This window comes from Labedaea rhizosphaerae (assembly GCF_004362825.1).
GTDB lineage: Bacteria > Actinomycetota > Actinomycetes > Mycobacteriales > Pseudonocardiaceae > Labedaea > Labedaea rhizosphaerae.
On record NZ_SNXZ01000002.1, the window covers coordinates 1,019,326 to 1,045,372 of the forward strand.

The window sequence follows — 26,047 nt, forward strand, 5'->3', positions numbered from 1 at the left end:
GAGGTAACGCTCACGAGGTCGCAGGCACCGGTTGTCCGATGTGGACTGATCCGGTGCCGAGGCCGGACGGACCGGCGAGCACCCGCGCGCCCACGCCGGGTGGGCTGTCACGCAGCGCGAGGATGTCCGCTTCCCGGTAGCGGTGGCAGCCCTCGTGCCAGACCTCGATGCCACTCATCCAGTCCTGCAATTCGACCGCGTACCCGAGGAGCTGGTCGCGTGCTTGCTCGTCGAGTCCGAAGTCGGCGAACAACGCGGGCAGGCCGACGTCCACGGCGTGTTCGAACTCCCGCATCCGGGCGTTCATGAGGTCGGCGACCACGCCGAGCGCGGCGTCGCGGTCGCAGTCGAAGAACGCCTGCACGACGCGGATCGCGTTGTGGAACTCGCCCTCGAACTGGATTTCCTTCTGGTAGGAGTGCACGTCGTTGAGCAGGCACGCCCAGTCCTGCGCGGAGTGCTCCAGCGCCTGGATCGTGCGGCTGCCGTAGACCTCTGCCGGGATGGCGGCGCCGTGCCCGAGCCGCCGCAAGCTCATCGTCAGGTCCGAGCCGAACGTCCGGCGCCGCATCTCCAGGTAGTCCACGGGATCGGGAATCCGGTTGGTGACCTGGTTGGCCAGCTCCCAGAGCCAGCTCTCGGTCATGGTGTCCACGGCCTGCTTGAGGGTCCGCCGGTCGGCCACCGCCATGGACACCGTGGTCCGGCGCCACAGGTCGACCAGACCGCGTTCCAGCGCTGACAGCGGGAGCGGCGCGGGCTCGCCGTCGACCACCATGAGCCGCGAGAGCCGCTCGGTGGCCACCTTGGCCGAGGCGAGGTCACGCGTCTGCCCGAACACGGCCGGGTAGAGGTCGTCGGCGTAGGTGCCCCACGCCAGCCAGTCCGAGGAAAGGTCCAGCTCGTCCGGGCTGGCCGACGGGTGGATGCCGGCCGCGCACAACGGCAGGTCGTAGGCGCGCAGCTTGCGTTCGTCCCAGACGCTGCCCGGGTCGAGGATGCCCACCCGGCGCGACCAGGTGACGACGTGCTCGCGGGAGCGGGCCAGGTGCGGGCTCTGCTTCGGCTTGTACGGCTGGCGCAGCTCCGGGATCGGCGTCGGACCGACCTGCTCGTACGGCACGTGCCCGAACGCCCGCGCGCGCTGCGGCATGGTCGCGAGCACCGACGTGACGATGCGGGTCGCGGCCGTGCCGAGCCCGGTCGGCCCGCCGAGCGGCTGACCGGCGTGCGTGGTCGCGGCGGCGTCGGCGGCAGCGCCGTTCATGTAGCGGCTGGAGCGCATGTGCCACTCGTGGCCGCCGGATTGCCAGTCCTGCAAGCCTTTCACGTACGCGAGCACCGAAGTCCGGCCGGCCGGACCGATCCCGTGCTCCTCCAGCACCGGCGGCAGCTCGGTCAGCGCGGTGTGCTCGAACTGGTGCAGCCGGGAGGTGAGCAGGTCGTTCACCCGGTCGGCCGCCTCCTGGGTGGGGATGCCGAGGAACTCCTCGAAGACCAGCACGCCGTTGGACAGCTCGCCCTCGTCGAGCACCTCGCGTTCGTAGGAGAACAGGTCGTTGCGCAGGTGCACGCCGTCGGCGAACGTGTCGCGCAGGACGTGCATCGGGCGCGAGTGCGCGATCTCGGCGGGCACCTCGGCGTGCGCGGCGTACTCCACCAGGTTCGCCGACCACGGCGCGCCACCCACCTTGCGGCGCATCTCGATGTACTCCACCGGGTTCGCGACGCGGCCCTCGTTGATGTTGGCCAGCTCCCACAGCGACTCGTCGAGCAGGTTCTTCGTGCTCTCGGCGAAGCGCTCGCGCCACCGCGCCGACATGCTCGGCGTGGTCCGCTGCCACAGGTCCGCCAGGCCGGCCTCGACCGGGTTGGTCGGTTCCTCGGTCACCACCGTGCTGTCGACGGGCATGAACAGCGGCAGCCGGTCGAGGTAGGCGCGGGCGCCCGCCGTGTCACGGGTGCGCTTGAACAACTCCAGGAAGTGGTCGTCGAAGTAGAAGACCCAGACGTACCAGTCGGTGACCAGGTCGAGTTCGGGGCCGCCGCAGTCGGGGTGGGTGTACGCGCAGAGCAGCGCGTAGTCGTGCCGGTCGAAGTCACGCTCGTCCCAGATCACCGTGCCGTGCTGCGGCACGTCGAGCATGTCCATGCCCCGCGCCCACGCCTTGCTGTGCGTACGGGCTGCCTCGAGGTTGCGGTTCAACCGGGCCGGGTAGGGCATGTAGAACTCGGGCAACTCGAAGGGCTGCGACATCCGGGGCGACCTTTCGCGTGGGGCTCTCCCTTGGCACACAACCAAGAGCCCGCACCGCCGCCAACCCGTGCGGCACCATTCCACACGATCGGGTCCGCCGAATCCCCCTGGCGGTCCAGCAGGCCCTACTGAGCCGAGTCGGCATACCGCCACTCGTGCGGACCGTGTAACGCCCCGCGCCGAATTGCTATTTTTCGAACGTGATCACCGACTTGCCTGCGGGCGAACACGCCTTGTGGACCGGCTCGCCGGTTCGCTACCCGTTGTTCGATCGCCAGGATGCGGTCCTCGTGCCATTCAGCCTCGTCTGGTGCGGTCTCGTCGTCTACTGGACGATCTCGGCGCTGAAGGCGTCGCACGGGTGGTTCTTCGCCGCCTGGGGCATGCTGCTCGTGGCCCTCGGCTTGTACATGGTCGTGGGTCGGCTGATCGTCCGCCAGGTCAAGCTGCGCAAGGTCGTGTACACGGTCACGAACCTGCGGGTCATCATCCGCTCGAGCGCGCGGCAGGAAGAAAGCCGCTACCTCGGCCAGTTGCCACCGCCCACCGTCACCGAGAGCAGTGACGGGAGCGGGACCATCCGGTTCGGATCGACGAGCCTGTTCCACAGTCTCCGGTCACGGCGCGGCACGGCGTGGGAGGACCAGTTCGTGCTGTACGCGATCCCCCAAGCCCGACGGGTTCGCGACCTCATCCTCACCGCGACGACCCGCTAGGTCAGCCGGCCGCGACCATTTCCTCCGAGACCTCCCAGAGTCGTTCGGCGTTCGCCGGGTCGATGGCGTAGCGCGCGACGCCGGACATGTCACCCGAACGGCGGTCGAGCACCTCGGCCTCGTTGCAGTCGACGAAGTAGCGGCCGCCGATCCCCTCCAGCAAGGGGGACGCCGCGAGCAGCACGGAGGTGGCCGCGCCCTGCTCGACGGTCTTCGCCTCCTCGGGTGGGTTCTGGAAACCACCCGAATGCCGCTGCAGCCCGGTGGCGATCGCACCGGGCATCAGCGAGTTCGCGGTGATTCCGTCGGCAGCCCAGCGCGCGCCGGCGCCGACCGCGAAGAGCACGTTGGCCGTCTTCGCCTGCGCGTACGCGAGGCCCGGGTCGTAGTGGCGGAACGCGAAGTGCAGGTCGTCGAAGATCACCGGCGAGCCCTGGTGCGCGCTGGAGCTCACCGACACGACGCGGGCCGCGCCGGCCGCGGCGAGGTAGCGGTGCAGCCCGGTCGCCAGCGCGTGGTGCCCGAGGTGGTTGACCGCGAACTGCAACTCCCAGCCCTGGGCCGTGTGCTGCTCGGGCGTGGCCATGATCCCGGCGTTGTTGACCAGGATGTCCAACGGGCCGTCCCACGCGCGGACGAACGCCCGCACCGAGTCGAGGTCGGCGAGGTCGAGCACCGCGGCCGAGGCCCGCGGCCCGATGGTGGATGCGGTGCGCTCCCCCGCGGCCAGGTCGCGCACGGCCAGGACGACCTCGGCGCCCGCGGCCGCGAGGGCCCGGGCCGTCTCGACCCCGATGCCCGACGACGCGCCGGTGACCACGGCACGCTTGCCGCTCAGGTCGACGCCGTCGAGCACCTCGGACGCGGTGGAGTGGAAACCGAATGGGGTCTTGATCGCGCTCACCGGCCCGGTCTAGCACGAATCAGCCCGGCTTGCCGCTCCGATGAGAGCCCGAGGTTGGGGCAGCACCGTCAAATGAGCCCCTCGCGCAACGCATAAGCAACAGCATGCGACCGGTTGCGCAGGCAGAAGCGGGTCGTGACGCCGTGCAGGATGTTCTTGACGGTGCGCGGCGAGTAGCTGAGCTGACCGGCGATCTCGTCGGTGTCCAGCCCGTCGGCGACCAGGCGCAGCACGCTGGTCTCCCGAGGCGTGAGCCCGACGATGGTGAGCCCGCGCGGGGCGAGCACGTTGTGCTGCAACTGCGACACCTGCTTGAGCAGCCGCGCGAGCATGTCCGAGGGCAGGGCCGCTTCCCCGTGCGCGGCCTTCACCACCAGACGTGCCAAGCGCGACGACGTCGCTTCCTGCCTGCGTACCAGGGCACACACGCCGACTTCCACGGCGGCGAGCAGCCCGGCGTCGTCCAGTGTTCCGGCGACCAGCACCGAGTGCCGGCAGCCGAGGCGGTTCAGCTCGCGCAGTTCGTGCAGCGTGTCGTCATCCATGGCGTCGGCGGCGATGACCGCGACGGTGTCCGGCCCCACCTCCTCCCGGTCGACGATCGCGAGCTGCGGCTCCTGGCGCAGCTGGGATCGCAGACCGTGCAAGGTGATCGCGTCGGATGCATGCACGTGCACGGGGATGCGTGTGCTCATCGGTCCTCCCTCATGGCGGAGTGAGTAAGGGGTCGAGCAACCGCACAAACTCTCCTTGAGAGCAGGTCCGAGCGCCCTGGGGAATGCCCCTAGGTGCTGCGGGGGCTGTCCCTAGGGACAGTCGAGTGAGGTCTTTCGGCCAACAGGTCGCGCAGTTGGCGCCTGGAGGTGATGCCGAGCTTCGCGTAGATGTTGCCCAGGTGGTATTCCACGGTCTTCGTGGTCACGTACAGCTCGGCGCCGATCTCCCGGTTGGTCAGGCTGCGGCCGACGAGGTGGGCAACTTCCCCTTCCCGGTCGGTCAGCCCCGCGAGCACGTCCGGGCGTCGCGGCGCGGGCACGCCGACCGGTTCCGGGGCGGCCTCCAGGCGCGCCAGGTCCTCGTCCACGCGTTGCTCGAACGGGAGCGCGCCGAGCCGGGCGAAGCGCTGCTTGGCCGAGCGCAGCACGCGGCCCGCCTCGCCCGGCCGGCCCACCATCAGCAGCCGGCGGCCGTGGTCGTGTTCCAGCAACCCGTCGGCGAGCGGGGTGCTCGGCCCGCGCGGACGGTCGAAGAACGCCTCGACGGCCTCGACCGCGCCCGGCACGTCGCCGCTCGCCGCCATGTGCCACGAGCTCAGGCGCATCACCGTGCTCGCCATGTAACGCACCCCGGATGCGCTGACGCGCAGCGCGGTCAGCTCGGTCTCGGCCGCGTCGAGCTCGCCCACGCCGATCAGCCCCTCGGTGAGCAGCGGGCGCCACCAGAGGCTCCACCACTCGTGCACGCCCGCGTCGTCGTGCTCGGCCGGGTCGGCCTCGGTGATGCCCGGTACCCGGGTCAGGGCGGCCACCATGCCGCGGCGATCGGCCATGGCCTGGCGCAGGATCGCCTCGGCCAGCGCGGCGTAGCGCAGGTCCTGCGGGCCGCCGATCTGCTGGGCGAACCGGGTGGCGAGGCCGGACTGCTCCGTCGCGGTCGCCCAGTCGCCGCGCCCGGCGGGCACCAGGGTCGCGGCGAAGCGGCGCAGGGTCTGGTTCTGCGCCTGTTCCTCCAGGTCCTCGAAGGACAGGGCCTGGCGGACCACAATGGACGCGTCGTCCCACTCCCCCAGCTGGTAGTGCGTCGCGGCGAGGTAGCAGTACGGCACCGTGCCGGACATCAGGTAGGTGCCCGTGCGGTGGCGCTGCACCACAGTGGACAGGTCGCGTTTGGCCTCGACGAACCGGCCGAGCATGGCGCGGATCGCGCCGCGGCAGGCGAGGCTTTCCAGGTGCTCGACCGACGCGGCGCTCGGGATGCGGGGCAGGTGGTCGAGCTCGTCCAGGGCCGCCGCCATGCCGTCGATCCGGCTGCGGGCCACGGCCATGAGCACGCGCGTGTAGTCGCGCATCAGCACGGGGATGTCGCCCGCGTCCAGCGCGTCCTTGGCCACGCGCACGGTGCGCTTCGCGTCGCCGCCCCAGGTGTAGGCGGCGGCGAGCCCGGCGGCCGCGGTGCCCCGGACCCAGCGCGGCACGTGCTCGCCGTCTTGTTCGGCCAGCCGCATGACCGTGGTGAGCGAGCGCTGCGCCGCGCCCCACTCGCCGAGCGCGAGCAGCGAGGTGAGGCCCAGGCACAGCGAACGCAGGGCCGACGGGGCGCACTGCAACACCTTCGGCCGCAACCGCAACGCCCACGCGTGATCACTGCTGAACAACACCTGTACGCAGGAGGTCTCGATGCGCCGTTCGTAGTCGGCCCGCTCCGGGGACAGATCCGCGGCCCAGCGCAGGTAGCGGGCGGCCGAGTCGTGGCGGCCGGCCTTCGACTCCTCCTCGGCTGCGGCCTCGAGCCGGTCGGCGAGGTCGGCGTCGGTCGCGGTGGCCGCCGCGACCCGGTGCCCCCACGCGCCGGCCGGGTCCACGACCTCGGCCGCCTTGGCGTGCAGGCTGCTGCGCTGCGAAGGCGGCAACGCGTTGTAGATCGCCTCGCGCTGCAGGTCGTGCGCGATCGCGACCGGGCTGGAGAGCTCGTTGGGCCACCACGTGACCAGGCCCGCGTCCAGCGCGGGCTGCAGCGCCACGCTCGGCTCACGCACCCCGGCCACCTGGGCGACCCGGGCCAGCGGGCTGCGGGTGCCGAGCACCGCCAGCCCGTCGAGCAGCCGCCGGCTCGGCTCCGGCAGGCGCTCGAGCGACGCCCGCACGGCCGTCACCACCGACCGGGGCAGCGCGAGGCGGCTGTGCCGGTCGGCGAGCTGGTCGAGCGGGACGTCGGCGAGCAGCGTGCGCAGGTGCAGCGGGTGCCCGCCGGTGTAGTCGCGCAGCCGCTCTGCGGCCGGGACCGGCAGGCGGCGCCCGGTCATCGCCAACGCCAGGCCGCTGACCTCGCCCGCGCCGAGTCCGGTCAGCTCGAGCGACACCGCGCCGCCGCCGGAGTGGTTCAGCTTGCCGAGCAGGTCCGCGGAGTGGGAGTCCTCGGCCGGGCGGGCGAGCAGCACCACGAGCACCTGGTCGGCCCAGACCCGGCGCAACACGAAACCCAGCGCGTGCGCCGAGGGCGCGTCGATCCACTGGACGTCGTCGACGACCAGCGCGACCGAGCCGCCGGCCTGGATGAGGCCGAGCAGGTCGAGCAGCCGCGCACCGACCGCGAGCGGGTTCGCCTCGTCGGGGATGCCCGACGCGAGCAGCGGCACCTGGGCGCGCTGGGGCACCCGTCGCACCAACTGGTCGACGATCCCGTACGGCACCACCGACTCGCTGGGGTCGGCGGCCGCGTGCAGCACCGCGAAGCCCGTCAGGTCGGACAGGAACCGGCGCACCATCGTCGTCTTGCCGATGCCTGCCGGGCCGTGCACCCAGATCACCTGGGGCGCGCCCGTGCGCACCTTCTCGGCCAACTCGGACAGCTTGGCCAGTTCTGCTGTACGACCGACGAACCCGTCGGCTCCGTGTCCGTCAAGTGTCTCGTTCGAACCGATTCTCACCGCGCGTCGGCCCCCTCGGTCCTGCCCCGACCCGAAGGGACAAACGCTTGAGCCACCGCGAGAGTTACGCCCGAATCGTCTCAACCGCCCACATAGCGGTGCGCGACCACTGAGGGTGTCTCGATGTCGTGACCGGCGGTGATCGAGACAGCCAGACGGACGAACTGCGCCTGGGCCCAGGCAAGGGGCGCGGCCGACCCCGTCGCCTTGCCGAAGGTGAAGCCGTTGGCCCCTTGCCGGTCCCAAACCTGTTCTGGCACAAGGCCACCGGCGTTCGCCGAGCCCCCCATCGTCACTAGGTAACCCTGCGCGGCGTCTTGGTGGCCGGTGGCGACGGCGTACTCGCCGCGCTCGCCGGTGAGCACCGGCCACAGCCTTCCCACGCCCTGCCCGGTGAACGGTGCGCCCGCCTGCGTCTCGCCGTAGCCGTCGTGGTTGTAGCGGTACCAGACGTCGCCTTCCGGGGTGGTCACGCGGATGGTCTGGTCGACCACCGCGACCGAATCGGTGATGTGCTGGTCACCCGGCGCTTTCACGCCGAGCCTTGCCAGCTCGAGGAAGCCCGCGTCGACCACGTCGCGCTCGTCCCAGCTGCCGCCACCGTTGGCGATGCCCACCTGGTGGCCGTCGTTGGGGTTGCCGTTGTCGTCGATGCGTTCGTAGTACCCGTGTCCGGCAAGGGATCCCGACGTCGTGTACACCCAATTGTCCACCTGGGACTGCCAGGAGTCGGCGGTCCGCAGGTAGAAGTCGGCGGCGCCGGGGTCGTTGTCGGCGTTCGCCAGGTCGGCGGCGCAGACCAGCGCGGCGATCTCGGCGGCGATGGTCGACGGCGAGTAGCCGCCCGCTTCCTCCCAGCGCTCCTCCGGGGTGGACGGGCCGTGGTGGGAGATGAACTCGGCCGAGGCCTTGATCTTGCCGTAGCTCGCCGGGTCGGTGCGGCCCAGCTGCCAGGCCAGGATGATCGGGAACGACACCTCGTCCATTTGCAGGCTGCCGAACACCGGCGTGCCGTCGAGCCGGGTGTTCTGCGGGTAGGAACCGTCCGAACGCCACTGGACGGTGAACAGGTAGTCCAGCGCGCGGTTCGCGGCGGCGCTGTCGCCGATGGCGATCTCGGCCGTCGCCATCTGGTAAAGATCACGCGCCCACACCGCGTGGTACCCGGCCACGCAACAGGAATCGCCGTTCTGGGCGTTGCCCCACGGCACGGAGAGCGACGCGACGAACGCGCCGCGGTAGGTCTTGTCCTCGTGCGCCTTGATCGTCATCACGGCGGTCAGGTACTGCTGGGTCAGCGCCGGGTCGGCCACGCTGGCCGGCGGCGGGTTCACCGAGCCCAGGTAGTCGTGCCAGCCCGATTGGTACGACCCGGCGACCGCGTCCCAGCCCTGGGCCAGCGACGCGCCGGCGGTGCTCGCGGCGTCGGCCCGGCTGCCGCCGAAGCCGAGCGCGAGGGTGAACGTCGTGTCGGTGCCCACCGGGACCTGGGCGGTCTGCACGAGGTTGCCCGCGGAGTCCGCGCTGTCGTAGGTGTTCGTGAGCGCGTGGTGCGCGGTCAGGTCCTGGAACCCGTCGCTCGCGGTGCCCGAGTAGCCGTTGGTCATCGCCGAGAAGCCGATGGAGCTGGCCAACGCGTCGGCCACGCCGCCGTCGCTGGCGACCAGCTTGCCGTCGGACGTGGCACCGGTGTCGCCCATCCCGCTGTTGCCCAACGAGGGGTTGTAGAGCACGTAGAGGTTCAACGGGCCGCCGGTGAGCACCTGGAACCGGGTCCGGATCAGCACGGTGGCCCGCGCCGGATCGGTGACGTAGGTCTTGGTGATCCTGTAGCGGCCGTTGGTCGCGGTGTTCACCTGCTGGTAGGTCAGCGAGCGGCTGTCGGCCAGGCGCACCTCGTGGGAGGTCGCGACCTTCTCCTCGTCGGTGAACGTGCTGCCGTCGCTGACCATGTACTGCAGGTCCTGCACGTCCGGCGTGTCGGCCTGCGGGTAGTAGACCTCGTTGAGGATGCCGCCGCCGAGGGTGTACCAGACCTTCGAGCCGGTGGTGGTCGACGTGCCGAGGCCGTCCTTGGCGCCGGACGTCCACGCCGAGTCGATGCCTGGGGCACCGGGCGCGGTCTGCGCGCTGGCCGGCATCGCGAACGCGAGGATCGCCACCACGCACGCGAGCAGGACCAGCCACCGTGAACGCCGCATGGGTCCAACCCTGGTGAGCCGCGTCCGACCCTGTCAACGGTTTGCCGACAAGTCCAGACGAAGTGTGGGGAGTTTTCCCCACACACGTCTTGACCTCCAGTTAGCTCGAAGTCGGATCGTTGGGCCATGCGGGCGATCAGGCAGTACGAGTTCGGGCCGCCGCAGCGGCTGCGCTACGAGCGGGTCGACGACCCGGCACCGGGGCCGGGGCAGGTGCGGATCGCGGTGGCCGCGGCCGGGGTGCACTTCATCGACACGGCGATCCGGGCCGGCCGGCGGTTCGGGCCGCCGCTGCCGTCGCTGCCGATGACACCGGGGCGCGAGGTCGCCGGCTTGGTCGAGTCCATTGGCGACGGCGTGGATCCCGCCTGGCTGGGCGTGGACGTGGTGGCGCACTTGGGCATGGCGAGCGGGGGCTACGCCGAGCTTGCGGTCGCCGACGTGGCGGCGCTGCACCGGCGCTCCGGCCTGGACCCGTCGGCCGCGGTCGCCATGGTCGGCACCGGGCGCACCACCATGGGCCTGCTCGGGCTGGCCGCCCTGCGACCGGACGACGTCGTGTTGGTGACCTCCGCGGCGGGCGGGATCGGGACGTTGCTCGTGCAGGCCGCGCGGGCCGTCGGGGCGACGGTGATCGGCGTGGCCGGTGGCGCGGAGAAGATCCGCCGGGTGCTGCTGAACGGGGCGTCGATCGTGGCCGACTACACCGGGAGCGGGTGGTACGGCGCGGTGCGCGAGCAGTTGTACGGGCGGCGGGTGAGCGTGGTGTTCGACGGCGTCGGCGGCTCCGTGGCGACCTCGGCGCTGCGCCTGCTCGGCGACGGCGGGCGGATGCTGACCTTCGGCTGGTCCAGCGGCGCGAGCATGGAGTACGACGCGGACGAGGTGGCGGCGCGGGGGATCAAGGTGGTGAACGCGCTCGCCGCTCCGATGCCGCCGGCGCGGGAACTGGCCGCCCAGGCCCTGGCCGAGGCGACCGCCGGCCGGTGGGTGCCCGCGGTGCAGGCCTTCCCGCTCGCTTCGGCGGCCGAGGCGCACCAGGCCCTGGAGGAGCGGCGGACCAGCGGGAAGGTCGTGCTGCTGCCCGCTCACTAGGGTGGAGCCATGACGTACGAGTCCGGGCCGTGGCGGCTGGTCCGCCAGTTGGGTGCGTGGGCGTCGGACACGCCGTGGGTCCGGTGGCTGGAGCTCGGCGGCTCGCTGGGCCGGGGCGCGGGCGACGAGATGTCCGATGTGGACGCGGGCATCGGGATCTCGCTGGCGCCCGCCGAGGCGCGTGCTGCGGCGCTGGCCGCGGCACGCGGGTTCGCGCCCGTGGCGGCTTCGTTCGTGCAACAGCTCGACGGCCTCGACCACCTCATGGTGCAGTACCGCGACGGCCGTCAGCTCAGCCTCGTGCTCGACCCGCGGCCCGACCGCGGCGGCCTGCCGCCCGGCTCGAAGGCGATGTTCGACCGCACCGGCGAGCTCGCCGCGCCGGGGCAGCCAGGCCCCCTCACCGCGTCGGCGGACGACGTGCGGGAGTGGGCGTTCCTGGCGTGGTGGGACCTGGCCGACGTCGCCAAGCACGCCAAGCGCGGCTCGGCCTGGCGCGCGATCGAGGCCCTGCACGAGGCACGCACGATGGCGTGGCGCCTGCACGCGGCGGCACTCGACCTCGACTACCCGGTGTTCGGCGCGGTCACGGTGGTCAACGCCAAGCGCCCCGCGCCCGAGGGCCTCGACCGGACCTTGGCGGGCACGCCGGAGCAGGCGCTCCCGGCCGCGATCGCGCTGGCCGACGTGCTCGACCGGCTGACCGATCGCGACGACCCGGACATCGCGGGCATCCGCGACCACGCACTCAGCTCTTTTCGTTCCACGGCAACCACTCCGGCAGGTCCGCCGACACCGTCTCGGTGAACACCGGCGGGCGCCGCTGCAAGAACGAGACGACGCCCTCGACCGCGTCACGGCTCGTCGTGCAGCCGGCGATCAGCCGCGAGTCGACCTCGTGCGCCACCGCGGGGCTGTCGAAGGCGCTCAGCCGGAAGAGCATCTGCCGGATCACCGCGACCGGGACCGGCGCCGTGGTCGCGACCAGCTCCGCCGCCAGCGCGTAGGCCGCGTCCAGCACGGCCGCCGGCTCGTGCAGGCTGTGCACCAGCCCGGCGTCCAGCGCCTCGGCGGCGTCGAACACCCGGCCGCTGACCATCCAGTCCATCGCGACGCCGAGGCCGACCAGCCGCGGCAGGAACCACGTCGAGCCGCCCTCCGGGTACAACCCGCGCCTGCTGAAGACGAACCCGAAGCGCGAGTCCGTCGCGGCCAGGCGGTAGTCGGCGGGCAGGACGATCGTCGAGCCGGCGCCGACCGCAGCGCCGCGCAGGGCCGCGATCACCGGCTTGGCGCAGGTGTAGATCGCCTTCACCACTCGGCCCGCAGGTTCCTGCCAGCCGGGCTCGGACGCCGACGCGTTGAGCGGGCCGCCGGACAGGTCCGCGCCCACGCAGAAGTCGGCGCCCCGGCCGGTCAGCACGATCACGCGCACGTCGTCGTCGACGCTGGCCGCCGTGATCGCCGCGGCCAACTCGTCGGACATCCGCTCGGTGAAGCCGTTGCGCGCCCCCGGCCGGTTCAGCGCGACCGTGGCCACGCGGTCGGCCATCGAGCACTCGATCTCCTGGTACACGGTCATCGCGCAACCGTAAGCCGAAACTCGGGTGCGTTCGCGGCGAGCCACGCCCACACTGGGCCCATGACCACGCTCGCCAGCCCGATGATGCGCCCCACCACGGGGCGCCACTGCGGCTTGCGCTGAGCAACCACCGGACCCCGCCACGTGCGGGATCCGGTGCGTGGTGGGGAGCAAAGGACCTCCCATGACCAACCGCCTCTACCTCACCACCGCACTCCCCTACGTCAACGCGGCGCCGCACCTCGGGCACGCGCTCGAACTCGTGCAAGCCGACGTGCTCGCCCGCCACCACCGGCTCCGCGGCGCCGAGGTGCGCCTGTTCACCGGCACCGACGACAACGCGGCCAAGAACGTCACCGCCGCGGCCGCCGCGGGCCAACCGGTCGCGGAGTTCGTCGCCGAGAACGCCGCCCGCTTCACCGCGCTGGCCGCCCCGCTGGACATCGCCGTCGACGTCCACGCCGCGACCAGCTCGGCCCGTCACCGCGAAGTGGTGCAACGGTTGTGGCGTGCTTGCGCCGCGGACCTCTACGCGGGTGAGTACACCGGCCGCTACTGCCCGGGCTGCGAGGCATTCGTCGCCGAGTCGTCCTGCGCCGAGCACGGGACCACCACGGAAGTGTCCGAACGCAACTGGTTCTTCCGCTTGTCGCGCTACCAGGACCAGATCCGCGACGCACTCGAGTCCGGCCGCGTGCGGGTGTTACCGGAGGCGCGGCGGGCCGAAGTGCTCGCCTTCGTCCACTCCGGACTGGCGGACTTCAGCGCCTCACGGCCCGCGGCCCGTTCGGACGGTTGGGGCGTGCCGGTGCCGGGCGACCCGGACCAGGTCGTCTACGTGTGGTGGGACGCGTTGACGGCCTACCTGGACCCGCGGTGGTGGTACGACGCCACCAGGATCCACCTGGTGGGAAAGGGAATCCTGCGCTTCCACGCCGTCCACTGGCTCGGCCTGCTGCTGTCCGCGGGCGAACCCCTGCCCGACGCCGTCTACGTGCACGACTACGTGACGGTGAACGGCGCCAAGGTGTCCAAATCGGCCGGCCCGAGCCTCGACCCGCTCGACCTGGTCACGACATACGGCGTGGACGCCCTGCGCTGGTGGGTGATCCGGGAGGTCACGCCGGTCGGCGACACGGATTTCACCACCGAGCGGCTGATCACCCGCGCCGATCACGAGCTGGCCAACGGGATCGGCAACCTCGTCGCCCGCACCTTGGGACTGCTCGACGGATACCGGCCGCGCACGGTCGAGAACCCATTGGGGCTGGGCGACTTGCCGAAGACCATCGACGACGCCGTCGACCGGTTCGACCTGCGCGCGGCCGGCGGTGCCCTGGTCGCGGCGGCCGAGACGGCGAACCGGTTCGTCGCCGAGCGGCAACCGTGGCGGCTGGCCGGCGCCGAGCGCGCGGCCGTGCTGGACATCGCCCACAGCGCGTGCCGGCTGATCGGCACCGAGCTGGCGCCGTTCTTGCCCAGTGGGGCGGCCAGGATCGAAACGGCACTGGACAGTGTCCACACAGGACACCGTCCAGCGCCGCTCTTCCCGCGCCTCCGGTAAAGGCTTACTTGTTGGGGTGCACGTGCCACTCACCCACGTGCTTGGGTGCCTCGGGCAGCGGTTCCGGGTTCTGGAACTGCTGGCCGAGGTTGGCGAACGAGATGCCCTGCGACTTGTACTGGCCGATCTGCGTGGTGGCCGACGAGATCAGCGTGGTCACGTTCTTGACGAAGCTCGACAACGCGTCGATCACCTTGTCGGCCGCGACCCCCGCGGTGATGACGTCGACGAAGGGGATCTCGATCGTGCCCGCGGCGAGCAGCACGTACAGACCCGCCTTGCCGAGGTCGGCGGCGCAGTTGCCGATGAACGTGATCGCCGAGGCGTAGGTCTGGTAGACCGTGCTGACGGACTGGCCGAGGGTGGTCGCGATGCTGCCCATCGTGGCCAGGTCCTTGTCCATCACGCCGACGGTGTTGCTCGCGTAGGAGTTGAAGGCGTTGTAGGCCGGGCCTTCCCAGTACGCGGCCAGGTTGTCCTTCGCGGTGTTGATCTCCGTCTTGGAGTCGTTCATCACCGTGTCCTGGCCCCAGTTGTTGGCGATCTGCTCGGCCTTCTCGGAGCTGCCGAACAACTGGGTCTTGATCATGTCCAGCGTCTGGATCGGCGCGTCGTAGAACACGATCTTGGCGGCCTTGCGGATCTTCTCGTCCGCGTCCTGCGGGTACGGCGGCTTGCCCTGGTGCTGCACTGGTGTGTACGGCGGAGCCATAGCGATATCCCCTGTCGATCTGGAACCGGTCAGTTGACCTGCGGCGGCGGCGGCACGTGGTCGAGGTCTTCTTCCTTGTAACCGAACGCCTCGAAGTACGCCTCGTCCTGCTTCTCGTACTCGGCGGCGACCCCGTTCAGCGCCGTGCTCGCGTCGTTCAGGCTCTGGTAACCCGTGCCGAGCTTGGTGTGGATCTGGTCGACCGAACCGTTGTAGTCACCGATGATCCCGGCCGCGCGGCCGAGCAGCCCGAGGTCACCGTCGCCCAGCTTCCAGCCCGCGACCGAGGTCTGCAGGTTCTGCCACCGGTTCGCGGTGTCGTCGAACGACTTCTGCGTGTCGCGCAACGCCTGCGGGACAACCCGCCAGCCATCACCCATGGTTCTGCTCTCCCCTGTTCGTGTCCGTCATGTCTCGCTGATCTGCTGGGTCGCGGCCGCCATCTGCTGCTGGTACCGCGTCGCGGCAAGCACTTCGGCCGCGCGCACGGCCCTGGTCACCGCCGCGCCGACGGCCGCGCCGCGGACGCCGACGATGGCCCGCGGGTCGAGGTCGACGGCGAGCAGCTTGCCGCCACCGGTCACCGTCACGGTGCCGTACCCGCCCTCGATCTCGTGGGTGAGCGGCCGGGCGAGTGCCTCGGCGTTGGCCTGGTCCATGGCGGCGACGTTCGACTCGATCTCCGACACGAGCGCGTACATCCGGTCGTAAAAACTCACCAGGAACCCCCGTCTCGATGCCCCTGGAACGGGTCGTACTCCTCTTCCTCGTCCACCGGCGCCGCCGCGCGCGGCCGCCGCGGGGGCGGTGGCGGGGCACTCGGCCCGTCGTCCTCGACGACGCCGATCCGCTGCTCTTGCACCATCTCGGCGGCCGGCGCGGGCGTGAAGGCCTGCGCAGCCGGCTCGGGGTGGATCGTGAGGTCCGGGTTCGGCAGGTCCGGATCGAGGGTCTGGGCCAGGAACTCGCCGGAGAGCTGGGCCGCCATGGTCCGCGCGGCGGTCACCGCCTCCACAATGGACCGGCCGACCGACTCGGGGTGGCCGCGGCGCAGCGCGCTGTCGTGGATGTCGATGTCCAACAGCGCCGTGTGCCCGTCCACCGTGGCCGTCACGGCGCGGTCACCGGAGGCCGCGGTGAACCTGCGCTCGGCCATGTTCTGGTCTAGTTCGGACAGGGCGGTCCGCACTCCGGGATCCGGCGGCTCGTACACCGGGATCGTGTCGAGGTCGTCGTCTGCCATAGAAGCCTCTCTCTGGAACGCGTCATTAGACGGGAGGCCACCGTAAACGGTTCCGGTTATTTTCCCCCCGGTGGTCGGGTCGCCGACCCGGTCACTTGGCGATCAGCTCGCGCAGCTGCGACAGCAGGTCGCTGCGCGAGGTCGCGCCGATCCGCTGGCGCATGCGGGCCATGTGGTGCTCGACGGTCTTGGCCGAGATGAAGAGCTGGTCGCCGACCTGCTTGTACGTCATGCCCGCGACCACGAGCTCGGCCACCTGGACCTCGCGTTCGGACAACCGCACCCCGCCCTGGCTCTGTCCCTGGGCCTGCTCCTCGGCCGGCTCGGGCCCGCCGCCCTGCAGCCCGCGCGCGCATTCCAGCAGCCGCACCATGTCCTTGCGGTCGGTGGTGCGGATCGCGGCCTGCCCGGCCAGGCGCGCCGCGTCCCAGTGCAGGCCGGTGGCGTGCAGGCCGCGCGCGGCGGTCTCCACCTCCTCGGCGTCCACCCGGCCGCCGAGCACGGCCAGCCACACGTCGGCCCCCGAGGACAACGCGGCGTGGTGCGGACCGGCCTCAGCCATGTCGCCCAAGGCATCCGCGTGCACCGCCGCCTCGTCCCGCTCCCCCGCGACGATCGCCGCGTGCAGGGCGTTCCACCGCAGCGCGCCCGACCAGAACGGCGGGTCGCCGAGGTCGGCGAGCAGGCGCCAGGCCTGGTCGAGGTGCGGGCGCACCCGCTCGCGGTCGTCGAGGCGGGCCGCCGCAACCGCGAACTCGCCCAGCGGCAGCAAGGTGAAGAGGTCGACCGGGTGCCGGATGATCACCTCACCGGCTTGACCCCAGATCCGGCGCATGGCCGCGAGGTCGCTCGCCCGGCGCGCGACACCGAGCTCGATCGCCAGCGCGAACAGCAGGTCCCGCGCTTCGAGACCGGCCAGGTCCGGCACCGTGGCCTCGCCGTGCAGCATCGTCAGCCAGTTGCCGAGCAACGTGAGCCGGGGCGTCGGGGTGGCCCGGTCCAGCAGGGCCGACGCGACCGCGGGCTCACCGCAGTGGACGGCCATGAGCACGCCGATCGCCGCCGGGTGGTCCGGCAGCACCACCGACGGCGCGACCGCGGCCGCGAGCTCCGCCGCGCTGACCACTGTGGACAGTGCGACGGTCGGCTCGCCGGTCACCGACTCCAGCAGCCCGCGTGCGGTCGAGCCCAGCGCGTCGGACAGCAACGAGTCGGTCGGCGCCTTCGCCAGCGCCGCGCGCGCCTCGTCCACCCGGCCGGTGCCCAGCAGGCCGATGGCCGCGAACGCGGTGGCGATCCCCGAGGGCGAGCGGCGCAGCAACGCCGTGGCCGCGGCGAGCTGGCCGCGCTGGGCCAGCGCGGCGGCCGCGACCTCGATGCCGGTGTCCCGTGCGGCTTGGTCGGCCGACGCCATCGCCTTGTCCGCCAAGCGGAGCGCGGCGTCCACAGCGCCGGAGCGCATGGCCGCGACGGCCCAGTCCGCCACCACGGCCTCGACCGGCCGGCCGGCCTTCACCGCGGCGTCGAAGAGCAGCACCGCCAGCGCCGGGTCGTGCCCCGCGGCCTCCCGCGCGCCGGCCTCGATCGCCTCGGCCAGCGCCTGGCCACGCACGCCGCTGGCGATCAGCGGGCTCACCAGGTCGAGCACCGGTCCGCCGCGCCCGAGCTGGGCCTCGGCCAGGCTCGAGTGCAACGCCGTGCGCCGCTGCTGGGAGATCAGCGAGTCGAGCGCGCGGGCGCCGATGGGCAACAACGTGCCGTCAGCGGCCAGGAGGCCGGTGGCCCGGGCGAGGTCGACGACCTCCTCGGGATCGCGGTCCAGCACGGCCCGCAGCAGGCCGATGTCGCGAGCCACCCCGGCCTGTGCGGCCAGCAGGTAGGCGACCGTGTCCGGGTCGGCGGTGTCGAGTTCGTGGCTGGCGGCAGCGAGCGCGGTGTCGGGCAGCTGCGCCGGGGGCGGCGCGGTGAGGTCGAGCGCGGCGGCCGTGTGGCCCACGAGTCCTGGCACGCCACCGGTTTGCTCGGCGACGAAGGCGACCAGCTCGTCGCTGGCCTTGCCGCCCAACACCTCCCGGACGCTCGCGCGATCGAGCGGGCGCAGCACGAGCTGGCCGCGCAAGGCCGCGGTCAGCTTCCCGAACCCGGCCGGCCGCGGCGCGGGGCGAGCGGTGACCACCATGCCGACCCGCGGGTCGGCGCCGAGCTTGGTCAGCTCGTCGAAGGCGGAGTCGGGCAGCTGGTGGGCGTCGTCGACGAGCAGCAGGACGGGGCCGTCCGGGACGTCGACCGCCCCGTACGGGACGGCCTTCGTGCCCGCCTCGGCGCACCGGTCCATGAGGTGGGCGAGCAGGGCCGTCTTGCCGTAGCCGGCCGGCGCGACCACGGCGAGGCGCACGACGCCGAGCCCGCCGGTGGCGATCTGCTCGCACACCCGCGCGGTCGGCTCGTCGAGCACCAACCCGGACCGGCTCGTCACGCCCCCTCCCGACCATCGCGACGGCCGCGAAGCTCACCGAGATCAAGCTCCCCGCGTTCCCGGTCCAGCAGGTCCGCGCTGTCCACCGAGCCACCCCGGTCCCGGCTCCTCCGCACGCCCCGCCCGTCGCGACGCCGGCGAAGCTCACCGAGATCGAGCTCCCCGCGTTCCCGATCCAGCAGGTCCGCGCTGTCCACCGAGCCACCCCGGTCCCGGCTCCTCCGCGCGCCTCGACGGTCCCCCATCTGCGGGCCTGCGGCGCGGCTGCCTCGGGCCGGCCGGTCGTCGTGCTCCGGGAAACCGTCGTGGTCCAGGAAGTCCTCCTCGTCCGCGAAACGGTCCTGGTCGAGCGAGTCGCCTCGGGTCGGGCGCCCGGCACGGCCCGGCCGGTCCTCCAGCTCCAGGAACTCGTCCCGGTCCAGCGAGTCCCGGTCCAGCGAGCCGGAACGGTCGAGGCGACCGTCCTCATCGGACCGGTCGCGGCGGCGGGTCGGCAGCTGCAGGCGGCGGCGCTTCGGCGGTTCCAGTGGGGTCAGCGAGATCGGCGGGCGCGGTGGCGGGTCGGCGGGGACCCGGTCGCGTGCTCGTGCGGCGCCCGCGGTGACGAGTTCGCGGCCCGGCGCGCGGTGCGGCGCGACCATCTGCACGACGCCACGGCAGATCGCGGTGGCCGGATCGGGATCGACCTCAGCCGGGCAGCCCAGCGCCGCGGCCGCCAGCTCCGCCAGCACCGGCACCCGCGCGGTGCCGCCGACCAGCTCGACCGCGACCGGACGCGGCCCCTGCGCCGCGTCGATCAGCCGGCGCAGCCGGTCGAGCACGGGCGTGAGCACCGGGCGCGCGATCCGGTCGAACTCGGCCCGGGTCAACCGGACGCCGTGCCTGCCGACCGGGACGACGACCTCCTCGTTGACCGACAACCGCTCCTTGGCCACGACACAGGCCGACCGCAGCCGCGCCGGCGACGGCGGGTCCGACACCTGCTCACGCACCCACTCGACGAGCGCGTCGTCTAGCGCCGCCCCGGCGGCACCGCGCGGACCGTCCACGTGGGCGAGCAGGTCGAACCCGTCGGGCGTGCGACGCAGCACGGTGCCATCCGCGCGCTCGCCACCGATCCGGCACACCGCGAGCAAGGCGCCGACATCAACGGGCTTGCGGGCCGCGTGGCGGTGGGCGGCCGCGATCGGCGCGGGGACCAAAGCCATCGACGGCATGCCTGCGTCGGCCAGCGCGTCGTGCAGGACGGCACGGCGGTGGGCACCCCAGCCGGGTGGGTGGGCGAGCACGATCCGGCCCGGCTCCGCACGCTCGGCCGCCGCCACCCGATCGGTGACCCAGCCCGCGAGCGCGGCCGTCAACACCTCGCCTGAGTAGCGGTCGCCACCGAGCAGGACACCGACCTCGTCGCCGACCTGGGCGACGAAGCCCGAGACGACCCCGTCCGGATCGTGCTCGACCATCGCCCGGGCGTGCTGACCAGCGGAGACGGCCGCGTCCTGGTCGAGGTAGACCACCGAGTCGACCCAGCGCGACGAACCGTCGAGCGCCACCGCCTCGGGCTCGGCATCCGGCCTGCTCACAGCCGCTTTCGTGCGAGTGGCACCGAGGTCGATGCCCAGCACGTACGACATGCAGGTAGCTCCTCGGGAACGAGACACGGCGAGTGTTCGGTCGGGTGCACCTTGGTACCAAACCCCAGGGTGAGGGAGTAAGCCCCTAATCCCCTAATCGGTGAGTCGCTGTCACACGATCAGGTTAGGTGACAACACCGGGTGTAACCCCCGATGCCCATGGGGCCCGTGATCCCTAGCTTTCTCTCGTCCGTCCCCACTACGAGGAGATCGCGTGTCTTTGGATCCGACCACCCTGCAGAGCTTCGTGACGAACCTGCTGACCGATGACGCCGCCCGCTCGGCGTTCGCCGCCGACCCGACCGCGGTCCTGCAAGGCGCCGGTCTTGGCGACATCACGCCCCAGGACGTCCAGCAGGTGATCCCCCTGGTGACCGACCAGCTCCCCGGCCTCGACGGCGGCCTGCCGACCCTGCCCGCCCTGCCCACCGAGCAGGTCAACGACGCGGTGGCCCAGCTGCAGGCGATCGCCGACGCCGCCCAGGCCAACAGCGGCCTCCCGCTCCCCCACGTCGGCTTCGCGAGCACCAGCGACCAGGGCAACCTCGCCGGCGCGGTGACCGTGACCGGCGATGGCGTCACCGGCGGCGGCGCCGCTTCCGCGGGTGTCGACGGCGTCGGTGTGACCGGCGGGGTCGACTCGGCGTACGGCACGGCCCACGGCAGCGGTGTCGTCGGCCTGGACGGCGGCGAAGGCAACCTGACCGCCGCCAGCCACCAGCTGCACACCTGGTCGGCGAGCGACGCGTCCGTCGGCCTCGACGGTGCGGCGGCCGCCACCTCGACCCACGTCTACGACAACGCCGTTTCCGGCGCGGCGACCGTCACCCCCGACGGCAACTTCACCGCTGTGGGCGGCGCGCACTCCGACCTCGGTGACGTGCACGGCGCGGTCGCCGGCGGCCTCGACGGCGTCTACGGGAACGGCGGTGTCCACACCGACGACCTGGCCACCAACACCGACTTCCACGCCACGCAGGACGGCTTCGGCGTCGTCACCAACGGCTATGGCAGCCAGCTGGGCAGCTTCCAGTCGGCCGCGGCGGGCTCCACCGACCGCGTCGCCACCCACAACGAGTTCCAGACCGCCAACGCCCAGGGCAGCAACGACTTCTCGGTCGGCAAGGACGGGCTGGCCACCAGCTCCACGCTGCAGACCGACCAGGTCAGCGCCGCGAGCGACGCGACCGTCGGCACCGACGGCACCTTCACCAGCACCACCGCCGCCGACTCGCAGTTCGGTGGCTTCAGCGCCACCGCGAGCGGCTCCACCCAGGGCTTCGCGGGGGCGACCGAGTTCCACGGCGCCGGCGTGAACGGTGGCGGCGGCGTGGCGGCCGGCCTGGACGGCGTGACCGGCAAGGCGGGCCTCGACTCGCAGTTCGGCCACGTCGACGTCGCGGGCGCGGTGTCCACCAGCGGTGGCGCGGGCGCGCTCGCCGTGGGCAACGACATGCTCGGCGTCGAGGGCGACGTCGCCGCGACGACCGACTCCGTCAGCCTGGGCGGCGACCTGCACACCCCGGCGGGCGACCTGCCGCTGACCCCGGTCAACATCCCCGTCGGCCTGCCCGGCGTGGACGGCCTCCCGGGTGTCGGCGGCCTGACCGGCGCGCTCCCCGGCGTCGGCGCTCTCCCCGGCGTCGATGGCTTGACCGGCGCCCTCCCGGGTGTCGACGGCCTGACCGGCGCGCTTCCGGTGGACGGTCTCGAGCACGGCCTGCCGGACGTTGACGGCCTGACCGGCGCCGTTCCCGGGGTCGACGGCCTCACCGGCGCCCTGCCGCTCGACGGCCTGACCAACGGCGGCTTGCCGGGTGTCGACGGCCTCACCGGCGCGCTCCCGGTGGACGCCCTGTCCGGCGCCCTCCCGCTGGCCGACCAGTTCGGCGGCCTGGGCGACCCGGCGCACATCCTCGACTCGATCGAGCCCGCCCGCGGTGGCGAGGCGGCCGTGGCCGACTACGTGTCCAACGGCGGCCAGGTGCTGACCGACGGCCTGGCGACCGGCACCAACACGCTGGGCCAGTACCTGACCGGCACCCCGGCCGCCCCGGTGGCCGACGTCGTCGAGACCGGTAGCAACACCGTGTCGGGCATCGTCTCGCAGGGCGCGGACGTCGCTTCGCACGTGCCCGCCCTCCCGGCCGTGTCGGACCTGCCGTCGCACCTGCCGGTGGGCGACCTGCCGGCCGCGTCGGATCTGCCCAACCTGTCCGATCTGCCGTCGCACCTGCCGGTGGACCTGCCCAACCTGCCGGTGGCGAACCCGCTGCCGGAGGTCACGCAGCACGTTACGGATCTGACCTCGCATGTGACGGATGTCACCAGCACGGTCGGAAACGTGACCGACGTGGTCACCCACAACCCCGTGACCGACGTCGTCAGCCACAGCCCGCTGGGCAACGTGACCGGCGGCGATCACGGCCTGCTGGGTGGCGACGGGCTGCTTCCCGACCTGCACCTCGGTCACTGACCCCTGGACCGGGATGCCCTCCTGGATGGGCCCGCCACGCGCACGGCGGGCCCATCCGCTTTCCCCCGCACGGGTTAGACGGCACACTCTTTCGGGTGACGACAGCAGCACCCTTGGTCGACGTCCTCGACGACACCATCCGTGCCTGCGCCGGTTACGGGAGACCGGATCTCGCCGACGACCTGCGCGTTCGCCGATCGGCGCTGGCCGCGTCGGCCGTGCGCGTGGTCGTCGTCGGCGGCACCAACCAGGGCAAGAGCCAGCTGATCAACGCGCTGGTGAACGCCCCCGTGTGCGCGATCGGTGACGACCTCACCACCACCGCCACCGCTCAGGTGGCGCACGCGGCCACCCCGTCGGCCGCGATCGTCACCGCGGGTGTGCGGGCCCTCGATCCGGCGGGCGACCGCACCCCGGTCCCGATCGACCGCGTGTCGGCCATGGCCAACGAACAGGCCAGGACCACCGATGTCACCGTGCGCTGCGAGATCGGCCTCCCTCGCGAACTGCTGGCGGCCGGCCTGGTCCTCGTCGACACCCCGAGCCTGGCCGACAGCGCGGATCCGGCGGTCAACGCCACCGCGCGCCAAGCCGACGCGGTGCTGCTGGCCAGCGACGCCACCCGCGCCCTCTCCCAGCAGGAACTCGACCTGCTGCGCGTGATCGTCAGCCGCTGCCCGACCGCGGCCGTGGTGCTCACCAAGATCGACATGGCGCCGCGCTGGCGGGCCGTGGCCCAGCAGGACCGCGACAAGCTCGCCGCCGCGGGCCTGTCCGCCCCGGTCATCCCGGTCTCCGCCGACCTGCGCCTCGCGGCGGCCGGCGCGGGCGACCGCCAGCTCGGCGAGGAATCCGGCTTCGGGCGGCTGATCCAGTGGCTGCGCACCGACGTGCAGGCCAACGCCGCGACCATCGTCCGCCGCTCGGTCACCGCCACCGCCGCCACCGCCGTCGACGAACTGCTCCGCCCGATGGTCGCCGAGTACACCAAGGCGCAGGCGACGCCGACCGGCGGCGCGGTCGCCCGCTGGCACGCGGCCGGGCGCCGGCTCGAAGAGCTGCAACGGGAATCGGCGCGGTGGCAGACGATGCTCTCCGACGAGGTCGCCGACCTGATCTCCGACGTCGAGTACGACCTGCGCGAGCGGACCCGGCGGATCCTGCGCGAGGTCGACGACTACTTCGAGGTCGCCGACCCGGCCAAGGACTGGGACGAGTTCACCGAGTGGTTGCAGGACAACCTGTCCGCGGTGGCCGAGGACAACTTCGGCTGGCAGCTCGACCGGTTCGAACACATCGCGCAGCAGCTGGCCGCACGGGTCGACGGGATCGTGCCCGGCGCGTTCCCGACGGCGTTCCCGGCCGAGTTCGACGACGCCCTGAAGCTGCCGGGCATCGAGAACTTCGGGGTGGCGCAGAAGATGTTCGTCGGCATGCGCGGCGGCTACAGCGGCCTGCTGATGTTCGGCCTCGCCACCACGCTGGCCGGGATGCCGCTGATCAACGCGATCTCCCTGGGCGCCGGTGCGGCGTTCGGCGCGAAGAGCGTGTTCGAGGAGCGCGGCGTGCGGCTCAAGCGCCGCCAGGCGGCGGCGAAGACCGCGGCGCAACGCCACGTCGACGACTTCTTCCTGCGCTACAGCAAGGCGAGCAAGGACGCCGCCCGCGCCATCCACCGGGTGCTGCGCGATCACTTCTCCGACCTCGCCCGCAGGCGCCAGGCCGAGATCACCGAGTCGGCCAAGGCGATCAAGCGCACCGTGGACACCGAAGCCGCCGAGCAGGCGCGGCACGCAACCGAGTTGCGCGCGCGGCTCGCCGAGCTCGGCAGCCTGCGCGAGCGGGTTCGGTTGCTGGCCCAGCAAACCGCGCAGCAATCCCTGCAGCCACGGGGGCTGACCGCGTGACCCTGGCCCGCCGCACCCGGTCGATGCTGACCGCCGCGTTGGAGCTCTACCGCGACAGCCCGCGGGCCACCGGCTGGCTGCACCGCCACCTCGCCCGCTTCGACGAACCGGTCCGCCTCGCGGTGGTCGGCGAGGCCGGCACCGGCAAGTCCACGCTCGTCAACGCCCTCGCCGGGGCCGAACTCGCGCCGCTGCTGCTCGCCGACGGGCAGAGCGTGACCTGGTACCGCGCCGGACGCGAAGTCGTCGTGCTCGGTCACCCGCCGTCGGGGCCGCCGTGGCAGCTGCCCGCGGCCGAGGCTGATGGCGGCCTGGACGTCGACGGCAGCGGCCTGGAGACCACGCAGGTCGAGCGGGTCGTCGTCGACTGGCCGAGCCGCTCGCTGCACGACCTCACCCTGATCGACACCCCGCCGCTGGAGGGGGACGCCGCGGTCGAGCGGGTCGCGATGGACGCCGACGCCGTGCTCTACCTCGTGCCGCAACCCGATCCCGGCCTGCTCGGCCCGCTGCGCGCCATGCACGACCACCCGATCGCGCTGGCCGCGCCGATCGGTTCGCTCGTGGTGCTCGCCCGCGCCGACGAACTCGGGGCCGGGCGCCCGGACGCGCTGGAGTCGGCCCGGAAGGTGGCCCAGCGGTTCCGCCAGGAGCCGGGCGTGCGGGAGCTGGCCCAGGACGTCCTGCCGGTGGCCGGGCTGCTCGGGCACGCGGCGAGCACGTTGCGGGACAACGAATACGCGGTGCTCGCCACGCTCGCCCGCGCCGAGATCGACCCGTGGCTGCGCAGCGCGGACCGGTTCACCGCCGGATCGGATCTGGCCGGCCTGACCGGGCCGGAACGCACCAAGGTCCTCGCCCGCTTCGGCCTGCACGGCGTGCGCCTCGCGGTGGCGCTCCTGCGCGAAGGGGTGAGCGGGCGGGCCGCGCTCGCCGCCGAGCTGTCGGCGCGCAGCGGCCTGGACGACCTCGCCGAGGCCATCACGCTCTACCTGGTCGCCAGGCGCCCGGTGCTCAAGGCGCGGTCGGCCATGATCGCGCTGGAAGTGTTGCTGCGCATGGAACCCCGGCCCGGCGCGGCCGGCCTGCTGGCCGACCTGGACCGGACGCTGGCCGGTGCGCACGAGTTCGCCGAGCTGCGGCTGTTGTCGTCGGTCCGATCCGGACGGACGACGTTGCCGGACGACCTGCTCGAACCCGCGCTGCGGTTGATCGGCGCACTCGGTGAGCACGGCAGCACCCGCCTCGGGCTGCCCGAGGACGCCCAGCCGACCGACGTGGGCGAGCGGGCGGCGTGGGAGTTGCGCCGCTGGCACGCCCGCGCCGAGGATCCCGCGCTGTCCACTGAGGACCGCTGGGCGGCCCGCGTGGTCCGCCGCAGCTGCGCCGCTCTGATCAGCTGACCCCCACCCACCAGGGGAGTCGCGTTTGGTTGGCCCGCAAGGGCTCCGTCGCCAGCCCGAGGCCAGGCCGCACACCACGTTGGCTGTGGGTTCGGTTTTACACGGGGCACGACGGCCCTAAACTCGCGCGGTGCGGGCGCCTCACCCCTGCCCGTTTTAGCGCACGCAAGGGCCGTCGTGGGGGTCCCCGTGTCAAACCGAACCCACCCCACTAGGCCGTGTCTCAAAGTG

At 72.4% G+C, this 26,047-nt stretch carries 19 protein-coding genes; 7 read left to right on the forward strand and 12 right to left on the reverse strand.

Annotated elements, in window-relative coordinates:
• Nucleotides 1-10: 10 nt before the first annotated feature.
• A complete protein-coding gene (locus EV186_RS13950) occupies nucleotides 11-2,257 on the reverse strand; it encodes a terpene synthase family protein (RefSeq protein ID WP_133849641.1) in 2,247 nt (748 codons plus the stop codon).
• 200 nt (nucleotides 2,258-2,457) lie between these two features.
• Between EV186_RS13950 and EV186_RS13955 the strand changes: the two genes are divergently transcribed.
• Nucleotides 2,458-2,973 (forward strand): hypothetical protein, encoded by a 516-nt coding sequence (locus EV186_RS13955; protein WP_133849642.1) that lies wholly within the window; start codon nucleotides 2,458-2,460, stop codon nucleotides 2,971-2,973.
• 1 nt (nucleotide 2,974) lies between these two features.
• Here EV186_RS13955 and EV186_RS13960 read toward each other — a convergent pair whose 3' ends face one another.
• From EV186_RS13960 to EV186_RS13975, 4 genes are all read right to left on the reverse strand, one after another.
• Nucleotides 2,975-3,877 (reverse strand): SDR family NAD(P)-dependent oxidoreductase, encoded by a 903-nt coding sequence (locus EV186_RS13960; RefSeq protein ID WP_133849643.1) that lies wholly within the window; start codon nucleotides 3,875-3,877, stop codon nucleotides 2,975-2,977.
• A gap of 68 nt (nucleotides 3,878-3,945) precedes the next feature.
• On the reverse strand, nucleotides 3,946-4,572 hold the full coding sequence (locus EV186_RS13965) for a helix-turn-helix transcriptional regulator (RefSeq protein ID WP_133849644.1): 627 nt from the start codon (nucleotides 4,570-4,572) through the stop codon (nucleotides 3,946-3,948).
• A gap of 89 nt (nucleotides 4,573-4,661) precedes the next feature.
• A complete protein-coding gene (locus EV186_RS13970) occupies nucleotides 4,662-7,523 on the reverse strand; it encodes a helix-turn-helix transcriptional regulator (protein ID WP_166659168.1) in 2,862 nt (953 codons plus the stop codon).
• A gap of 80 nt (nucleotides 7,524-7,603) precedes the next feature.
• The gene (locus tag EV186_RS13975; RefSeq protein ID WP_133849646.1) at nucleotides 7,604-9,724 is read right to left on the reverse strand and encodes a glucan 1,4-alpha-glucosidase; all 2,121 of its coding nucleotides are present in this window, start codon (nucleotides 9,722-9,724) and stop codon (nucleotides 7,604-7,606) included.
• 126 nt (nucleotides 9,725-9,850) lie between these two features.
• Here EV186_RS13975 and EV186_RS13980 point away from each other — a divergent pair, with 126 nt between their 5' ends.
• Both EV186_RS13980 and EV186_RS13985 read left to right on the forward strand, forming a co-directional pair.
• The gene (locus EV186_RS13980; protein WP_133849647.1) at nucleotides 9,851-10,819 is read left to right on the forward strand and encodes a zinc-binding dehydrogenase; all 969 of its coding nucleotides are present in this window, start codon (nucleotides 9,851-9,853) and stop codon (nucleotides 10,817-10,819) included.
• Nucleotides 10,820-10,828: 9 nt separating this feature from the next.
• Entirely contained in the window at nucleotides 10,829-11,626 is a 798-nt protein-coding gene (locus EV186_RS13985) for a hypothetical protein (RefSeq protein WP_133849648.1), read from the forward strand.
• On the opposite strand, the gene EV186_RS13990 is transcribed toward EV186_RS13985, so the two are convergent.
• Complete coding sequence (locus tag EV186_RS13990; RefSeq protein WP_133849649.1) at nucleotides 11,568-12,401, reverse strand: enoyl-CoA hydratase-related protein; 834 nt, start codon at nucleotides 12,399-12,401, stop codon at nucleotides 11,568-11,570. The two genes, EV186_RS13985 and EV186_RS13990, sit on opposite strands and share 59 nt — an antisense overlap.
• A 184-nt stretch (nucleotides 12,402-12,585) precedes the next feature.
• Here EV186_RS13990 and EV186_RS13995 point away from each other — a divergent pair, with 184 nt between their 5' ends.
• Nucleotides 12,586-13,965 (forward strand): methionine--tRNA ligase, encoded by a 1,380-nt coding sequence (locus EV186_RS13995; protein WP_133849650.1) that lies wholly within the window; start codon nucleotides 12,586-12,588, stop codon nucleotides 13,963-13,965.
• Between the two features lie 4 nt (nucleotides 13,966-13,969).
• Here EV186_RS13995 and EV186_RS14000 read toward each other — a convergent pair whose 3' ends face one another.
• The 6 genes from EV186_RS14000 to EV186_RS14025 form a co-directional block, all read right to left on the reverse strand.
• Nucleotides 13,970-14,677, reverse strand: a complete 708-nt coding sequence (locus tag EV186_RS14000; RefSeq protein ID WP_133849651.1) for a hypothetical protein — start codon at nucleotides 14,675-14,677, stop codon at nucleotides 13,970-13,972.
• A gap of 29 nt (nucleotides 14,678-14,706) precedes the next feature.
• The gene (locus tag EV186_RS14005) at nucleotides 14,707-15,057 is read right to left on the reverse strand and encodes a hypothetical protein (RefSeq protein ID WP_133849652.1); all 351 of its coding nucleotides are present in this window, start codon (nucleotides 15,055-15,057) and stop codon (nucleotides 14,707-14,709) included.
• Between the two features lie 27 nt (nucleotides 15,058-15,084).
• Complete coding sequence (locus EV186_RS14010; protein WP_133849653.1) at nucleotides 15,085-15,396, reverse strand: YbaB/EbfC family nucleoid-associated protein; 312 nt, start codon at nucleotides 15,394-15,396, stop codon at nucleotides 15,085-15,087.
• On the reverse strand, nucleotides 15,393-15,920 hold the full coding sequence (locus EV186_RS14015; protein WP_133849654.1) for a YbaB/EbfC family nucleoid-associated protein: 528 nt from the start codon (nucleotides 15,918-15,920) through the stop codon (nucleotides 15,393-15,395). Before EV186_RS14015 ends, EV186_RS14010 begins: the two co-directional genes overlap by 4 nt.
• A 91-nt stretch (nucleotides 15,921-16,011) precedes the next feature.
• A complete protein-coding gene (locus tag EV186_RS14020) occupies nucleotides 16,012-18,396 on the reverse strand; it encodes a helix-turn-helix transcriptional regulator (protein ID WP_133849655.1) in 2,385 nt (794 codons plus the stop codon).
• A complete protein-coding gene (locus EV186_RS14025) occupies nucleotides 18,393-20,030 on the reverse strand; it encodes an Hsp70 family protein (RefSeq protein WP_133849656.1) in 1,638 nt (545 codons plus the stop codon). Before EV186_RS14025 ends, EV186_RS14020 begins: the two co-directional genes overlap by 4 nt.
• A 214-nt stretch (nucleotides 20,031-20,244) precedes the next feature.
• On the opposite strand from EV186_RS14025, the gene EV186_RS14030 reads away from it, so the two are divergent.
• The 3 genes from EV186_RS14030 (at nucleotide 20,245) to EV186_RS14040 (ending at nucleotide 25,816) form a co-directional block, all read left to right on the forward strand.
• Nucleotides 20,245-22,506, forward strand: a complete 2,262-nt coding sequence (locus tag EV186_RS14030; protein WP_133849657.1) for an IniB N-terminal domain-containing protein — start codon at nucleotides 20,245-20,247, stop codon at nucleotides 22,504-22,506.
• A gap of 95 nt (nucleotides 22,507-22,601) precedes the next feature.
• Entirely contained in the window at nucleotides 22,602-24,413 is a 1,812-nt protein-coding gene (locus tag EV186_RS14035) for a dynamin family protein (RefSeq protein WP_133849658.1), read from the forward strand.
• Nucleotides 24,410-25,816, forward strand: coding sequence for a GTPase family protein (locus EV186_RS14040; RefSeq protein ID WP_133849659.1), 1,407 nt, complete (start codon nucleotides 24,410-24,412; stop codon nucleotides 25,814-25,816). The genes EV186_RS14035 and EV186_RS14040 overlap by 4 nt, the downstream gene beginning before the upstream one ends.
• The last annotated feature ends 231 nt before the right edge of the window (nucleotides 25,817-26,047 follow it).